This window comes from Acidisoma sp. (assembly GCF_035492295.1).
Taxonomy (GTDB): domain Bacteria; phylum Pseudomonadota; class Alphaproteobacteria; order Acetobacterales; family Acetobacteraceae; genus Acidisoma.
Map to the genome: position 1 here is coordinate 1 of NZ_DATJJK010000266.1, position 6115 is coordinate 6115.

General features: G+C 64.1%; 4 protein-coding genes and 1 pseudogene. 2 read left to right on the top strand and 3 right to left on the bottom strand.

What is annotated here, in order from left to right; genetic code table 11:
* The coding region (locus tag VL752_RS19870; RefSeq protein WP_325357962.1) for an alkaline phosphatase family protein at positions 1–1042 on the top strand (1042 nt) is incomplete at its 5' end.
* A gap of 524 nt (positions 1043–1566) precedes the next feature.
* Here VL752_RS19870 and VL752_RS19875 read toward each other — a convergent pair.
* The 3 genes from VL752_RS19875 to htpG all read right to left on the bottom strand — a co-directional run bounded on the left by VL752_RS19875 (position 1567) and on the right by htpG (position 5500).
* Complete coding sequence (locus VL752_RS19875; RefSeq protein ID WP_325357964.1) at positions 1567–1953, bottom strand: MarR family transcriptional regulator; 387 nt, start codon at positions 1951–1953, stop codon at positions 1567–1569.
* Positions 1954–2183: 230 nt separating this feature from the next.
* Entirely contained in the window at positions 2184–3590 is a 1407-nt protein-coding gene (locus tag VL752_RS19880) for a leucyl aminopeptidase family protein (protein WP_325357966.1), read from the bottom strand.
* Positions 3590–5500, bottom strand: a complete 1911-nt coding sequence (htpG, locus tag VL752_RS19885; RefSeq protein WP_325357968.1) for a molecular chaperone HtpG — start codon at positions 5498–5500, stop codon at positions 3590–3592. The genes VL752_RS19880 and htpG overlap by 1 nt, the downstream gene beginning before the upstream one ends.
* A gap of 160 nt (positions 5501–5660) precedes the next feature.
* Between htpG and VL752_RS19890 the strand changes: the two are divergent.
* Positions 5661–6115 (top strand): annotated as a pseudogene (locus VL752_RS19890) (DNA helicase); the annotation flags it as partial.

Here is a 6115-nt window from a genome sequence, read left to right on the forward strand (position 1 = left end):
CGTCGGCAGCCCCAACGCGCCGTACCTCAACAGCCTGATCAACTCCGAACTTTATGACTCCAACTACTACGCGCTGGGCCACCCCAGCGACCCCAACTACATCCGGATCATGGGCGGATCCGACTTCGGCATCGACTACAACCCCACCTCGGCCGGCATCGTCGCGCCCAACCTCATGCAAGAAATGGATCAGGCGGGCATCTCGTGGGCCGGCTACGCGCAGAGCATGCCCACCGCGGGTGACATCACGTCATCAGGCGACTACGACGTCAACGAACTGCCCTTTGCGCAATTCAGCTACGTCGCCGACAACACCCCCGCCTACCTTCAGGAACACCTGCTCCCGCTGGACCAGTTGTCCGCCGATCTCGCGAACCCGGACAAGCCCTTCCCGGAATTCACCTGGATCGCTGCCAATGAGGCCAACAACGGGGAAGGCCCCATCAATAGTCTCCAAGGCCTCGGCCAGTTCGTTTACAGCCAGCTCACAAACCATCAGTACAACGTTGCGGCCGCCGACCAGTTCGCCCAGCAGGAGGTAACGGCCATCGAAAACTCGCCGACGTGGAACGCCGACGGCGAGAAGGACGCGATCATCATCACGTTCGACGAGGACAACAACAACCTGTCGCTGGGCATCGGGAACGAGGGCAACAACGTTCCGATGATCATCATCCCGAACGGGGGCGCCGAGTCTGGCGCTAACGGGATGGAGGCAGGCCCCTTCACCACCGACCAGTACGCCAACGAGTACAGCCTGATGGCCACTATCGAAGACGCCTTGCGTGGCAACGCCCTGCCGACTGTGACGGATCCGTTGGCCCCGCTCACTGCCAACGACATGTACGCCACACCCATGAACGCTTTCTGGTCTCCGGTACCAACGAAATCTCAGACTCCGCATAGTAATCCCCTCGCCAGCCTGTTCGGCCAGTTCGTAGCGGCTTGGACAAACCCAAGTGGCGCAGCGACTGGCCAGCTATTTTCGACACTTGCAACCGAGTTGCAGACGGCCCTTAGCCCACCGCACCCGCACGGTTAGCGAGCCCGTCCTCGGCACTGGTATCGACGAGAGCCCCAGACTGCGATGAGCAGACGGGGCTAGTAGTGTTGGTTCGCAGCCGACATAGGTGGCGCAATGGTTGCGGAAAAGCCGACAGAGCGGTCGATCTGTTGGCCACCATCAGGCAATAGCAATGTCGGCGAGTTGCACGAAGCGTCAGTCGCCGCAGTGCGGCAGGATGTCCGAAATTGCGGTATGAAAGGACATGGCAGCGGTCGGGCCAAATCGTCGAGAGTGGACCCAGAGCGTCCATCAGCGTGCACGCGAATGGCAGAAATCTAATCGGCTTAAGAGTCAGCTGCTCTACCAACTGAGCTATGCGCCCTCCGTGGGAGGGGCATATAGCGGGCCTTACCCCTCCTGTGAACCCCCGGTGAGGGTTTTCCGGAGGAAAAAGCATGCGGCAGAGGAGGTCTGCACGAGACGCGACCCGCAGCTCAAGCGGCAGGAGGCTCAGCGCCTCCTGGCCGTCTCTGGCGGTATCGCCTGACCTGCTTGGCCGATTACCCGGCGGCGCGGCGGCCGCTTGTCTCGCCGACCACGAGAAGCTTGCCGGCGGCCGCTTCCGTCATCATCGAGCGCATTTCCCGCAGGAAAGAGGAGCCCTTCAGGGTGCGCTGCACGAGAACGCTGCGGCGGTCGGCCGGGTCGATCTTGCGGCGGACGAGTTCGAATTCCGACAGGCGGTCGAGCGCGCGGGTGATGGCCGGCTTCGAAACGTCGAGGTCGGCGGCCAGGCCGCGCACCGTATGGGCCTTGTCGCTCAGATAGCAGGTCAGGAACACGCCAAGCTGGCGGGCGGAGAGGTCGGGTCCGTCACGCCGGACGAGGGCGACGATCGTGTCCCGAAGAACGCCGACCAGTTGGTCGGAGGCGGCTGCGGAGGCCATGCGGCACTATCCTTTCTATTCAAATCAGCATGTCACGATCCAGCGGCGGTTCTTCGCCACGGATTTTCGGATGCGGCGGCTTGAGAGCGATTCCATGAACCGTATCGAAAATACGGTGGGTGGACACGTCCGGGTAACCGTCAAAATTCTTTTGCAACTATTATTGCGAGAGCAGGATCACATGTAGGGGAGAAATGGTAACAAATCGTCACGATGGGCAATTATATCGGTCATGCCGTGGAGTTATATCGGTCCTGCAACGCCCGAAACAAACTGCGTACAGTTTGAACTTCGCCACCTTCAGGTGCCGCCGGCCGGGATTTATCATTCCAGGCATAGAGGTCGATGTGAAGCCAATTTTGCGACAGAGTAACAAATCGTTGCAAAAATAGGGCTGCAGTAATCGCGCCCGCGAAACCATTGCTCGATACGTTATTCATATCGGCGATCGGGCTGTCCAGCCACCCGTCGTAGCCGGGCCAGAGAGGCAGCCGCCAAACCGGATCGTGGACGGCTTGTCCTGCAGCCACCACCGCGTCCGACCAAGGGTCGCTGTTCGAGAACAAAGCCGGCAGTTCAGGGCCCAGGGCGACCCGGGCCGCGCCGGTCAGGGTCGCGGCGTCGATCAGCAATTCCGGAGCCTCCTCGACCGCCTCATCCAGCAGGTCGCAGAGCACGAGCCGTCCCTCGGCATCGGTGTTGCCGATTTCAACGGTCTTGCCACTGCGGGTGCGGATGACGTCGAGCGGCCGCATGGCATGGCCCGAGACGCTGTTCTCGACACAGCCGACCCGCAGCACGAGACGGACGGGCAGTCCGGCCGCCATGATCTGGGCGGCAAGGGCCATCATCGCCGCCGCACCGCCCATGTCCTTCTTCATGCGCAGCATGCCGGAGGAGGGTTTCAGGTCGTAGCCACCCGAATCGAAGCACACGCCCTTGCCGCAGAGAGAGATGAGCGGTGTCGCCTCGGTCGTTCCCGGTCCGGCCCAGCGCAGGATGGCGACTCGCGGCGTCCGGTCCGAACCGCGACCGACCGCCGCGATCGTCGGATAGTTCGCGGCAAGCCGCTCTCCCTCCACAATCTCGGCACTGGCCGAGAAACGCTCCGCGAGCGTGACGACGGCGGCGGCGAGTTCCTCCGGCCCCAGAAGGTTGGCGGGACGGTTGATCAAGTCACGTCCCATCCAGATCGACCATGCCTGGTCAACGGCATTCTCGACGCCTGGAACGCGGGCGAGGCGTGCGGGGCCGGACGTTGCAGGTTTCAGCTCGCTGAAGCGGTAGGCGCCGAGGCAGAAACCCAGCGTGGCCCGCGCGGCATCAATACCGGGTGTCACCAGCTGCCAATCCGTCTCCGCCGGCAGACCGTAGGGCAGGGCGCCGAAGGGCGCGTGGCTTTCGTCGGTGCCGAGGCCGAGCACCGCCTCCATCCCGCCATCCGCCGCTGGCGGCAGCAAGGCGATGCTGCTGGATTTGGCGGTGAAGCCGGTGAAGGAGAGAAATGTCCGTTGCGGCTCCGGCAGCCGCTCGAGAAAGGAAGATAGATCCGCAGCGGAAATGGCATGCAGGCGATGCAGGACGCGTCCCTCGGCGCGCGCGGCGCCGAGGTCGAACAGACAGTCGATCGGGCGCATCAGGACGCCGTCTTTCCGGCGGTGATGGCGCTGACCACCCGACGGATGAAGGCGGCCGGTTCCATCGGCGCCTCGCCCTCCTGCACGCGCGCGAGATCCAGCAGCAAGCGTGCCTCCTCCTCGATCGATTCGCCCATTGCAGCCCGCATCGCCAGAGCCTCGATCCAAGGGTGGCGTGGGTTGATGTCGAGCTGCGGTTTGCCGCCCCAGGCAGGACGCCCGGCACGGCGAAGAAGCTTCTGCATGTGCAGATCGGCCCCTTCAGCATTCGACACCAGCATGACCGGGCTTTCAGTCAGGTGTGCCGCAGGTTGCACTTCGGCAATGTCGTCGGCGAGCGCGTTTCGGATGCCTTCGATGAGCGGCTTCAAGCTCTCCGGTACCTCCTCGGCGGCACCGAGATCGGCCAGCGCCTGGCGAGCGTTCTTCAGGGGCTTGCCCTCGAAATCGCCCATACGCTCAGGCCAGAAGGCGTCGATCGCATCGGTCAACAGCAGAACCTCGAAGCCGCGCGCCTTGTAGCCCTCCAGCACCGGTGTATGGCGCAACTGCTCGATATCGTCGCCGGCGAGCATGTAGATCGCGGTCTGGTCAGGCTTCATGCGCGAGACGTAATCCGCGAGCGAGGTCCAGCCTTCTTCTGTCGTCGAGCGGAAGCGGAGCAGGGGGGCGATGTCGGCGCGGGCGCCGGCATCCTCCCACAACCCTTCCTTCAGCACCGTGCCGAAATTTTCCCAGAAGCGGAGATAGCCATCCACCTTCGGCTCGGCGGCCGGCGCATCCTCGTCCTCGGCCGCGATCGGGCCTGCTTCCGCTTTCGACTCCTCGCTGGCGCGGGTCTTGAGTTCGGTCAGGACGCGGTTCTGCACGGCCTTCCGGATGCGAGCCATGACGGGGGTCGATTGCAGCATCTCGCGGCTGACGTTGAGCGGCAGGTCCTCCGTATCCACCACGCCCTGCACGAAGCGCAGCCAGGGCGGCAGAAGGTCGGCCTCGTCGGTGATGAACATCCGGCGCACATGCAGCCGGACCTTGGAACGGCGCTCGCCCTCCACCGGGTCGAAGGGCGGGGAATCGGGGATGAAGAGAAGGGCGGCGTATTCCATCGCTCCCTCCGCCCGCCAATGAATGGTGGTCCAGGGCTTGTCGAAGAAATGGCCCAGATGGCGGTAGAAATCCTCGTATTCGGTCGGCGTCACCTCGGATTTCGGGCGGCGCCACAGTGCGGTGCCCTTGTTCGCTGGCTCAGCCTTCCCGTCGCGCATCAGGCGGATCGGCACGGCGATGTGGTCCGCCCATTTGCGGATGATGGTCTGCAGCCGCATCGGCTCCAGGAACTCGTCGGCATCCGCCTTCATGTGGAGCACGATGTCGGTGCCGGGTGCCGCCCGCTCGGCCGGCGCCACCTCGAAGCTGCCGCGGCCGGCGGACCGCCACACCCAGGCCGCTTCCTCGCCCGCGGGGCGGGAGATGACTTCAACCAGATCCGCCACCATGAAGGCGGAATAGAAGCCCACGCCGAACTGGCCGATCAGGCTCGGCCGGTCTTCGGGCTTGGCATCCCGCACCGTCTCGCCGAAGGCGCGGGTGCCGGAGCGGGCGATGGTGCCGAGATTGGCGATCAGCTCCTCTCGGCCCATGCCGAGCCCGTCGTCGCTGATCGTGATCTGCCGTGTGGCCTTGTCGGGCGCGATGGTCACGCCCGCGTCCTGCGGCAGCGCCAGGCCCGGTTCGGTCAGGGAGGCGAAGCGCCGGCGGTCGATCGCGTCCGCGGCATTGGCCACCAGTTCGCGCAGAAAGATCTCCCGGTCGGAATAGAGGGCATTGACGACGAGATCGAGCAGCCGCCCGACCTCGGCGCTGAATTCCCGCGTTTCGGCGGCGGACTGCGTGGTTTGATCCTGTTCCATGTCAGCGTTCCCATTGGTCTTGGATGCTTGGTACGGCCGTGCCGTTGCGCTGCCGTATGTGTCCTAAGGCTCGCTGAATGCAACCAGCCGTGACCAGACCTGTTGGCTCATTTGTGCAATGCCGCTTGCAAATGATCGGGGATCCGGGGAAGCTTTTTTCATGCACGGATTCGCCCCGCGTGTGAAAGCCGTTCTCGGGCCCACCAATACGGGCAAGACGCATCTCGCCCTCGAGCGGATGCTGGCCCATTCGTCCGGCATTATCGGCTTTCCCCTCCGCCTCCTCGCCCGCGAGAATTACGATCGTATGGTCGCGCGCAAGGGGGAGCGGTTCGTCGGGCTGATCACCGGCGAAGAGAAGATCCTGCCCCCGGAGGCGCGCTGGTTCGCCTGCACGGTGGAGGCCATGCCGCTCGATCGGAAAGTCGAATTCGTCGGTGTGGACGAGATCCAGCTCTGCGCCGATCCGGACCGCGGCCATATCTTCACCGATCGTCTGCTTCGCGCCCGCGGCATGGTGGAGACGATGTTCATGGGCGCGGAGACCATCCGCCCGCTCATCCAGCGCCTTGTCCCCGATGCCGTGATCGAGACCCGGCCGCGCCTCTCCCAGCT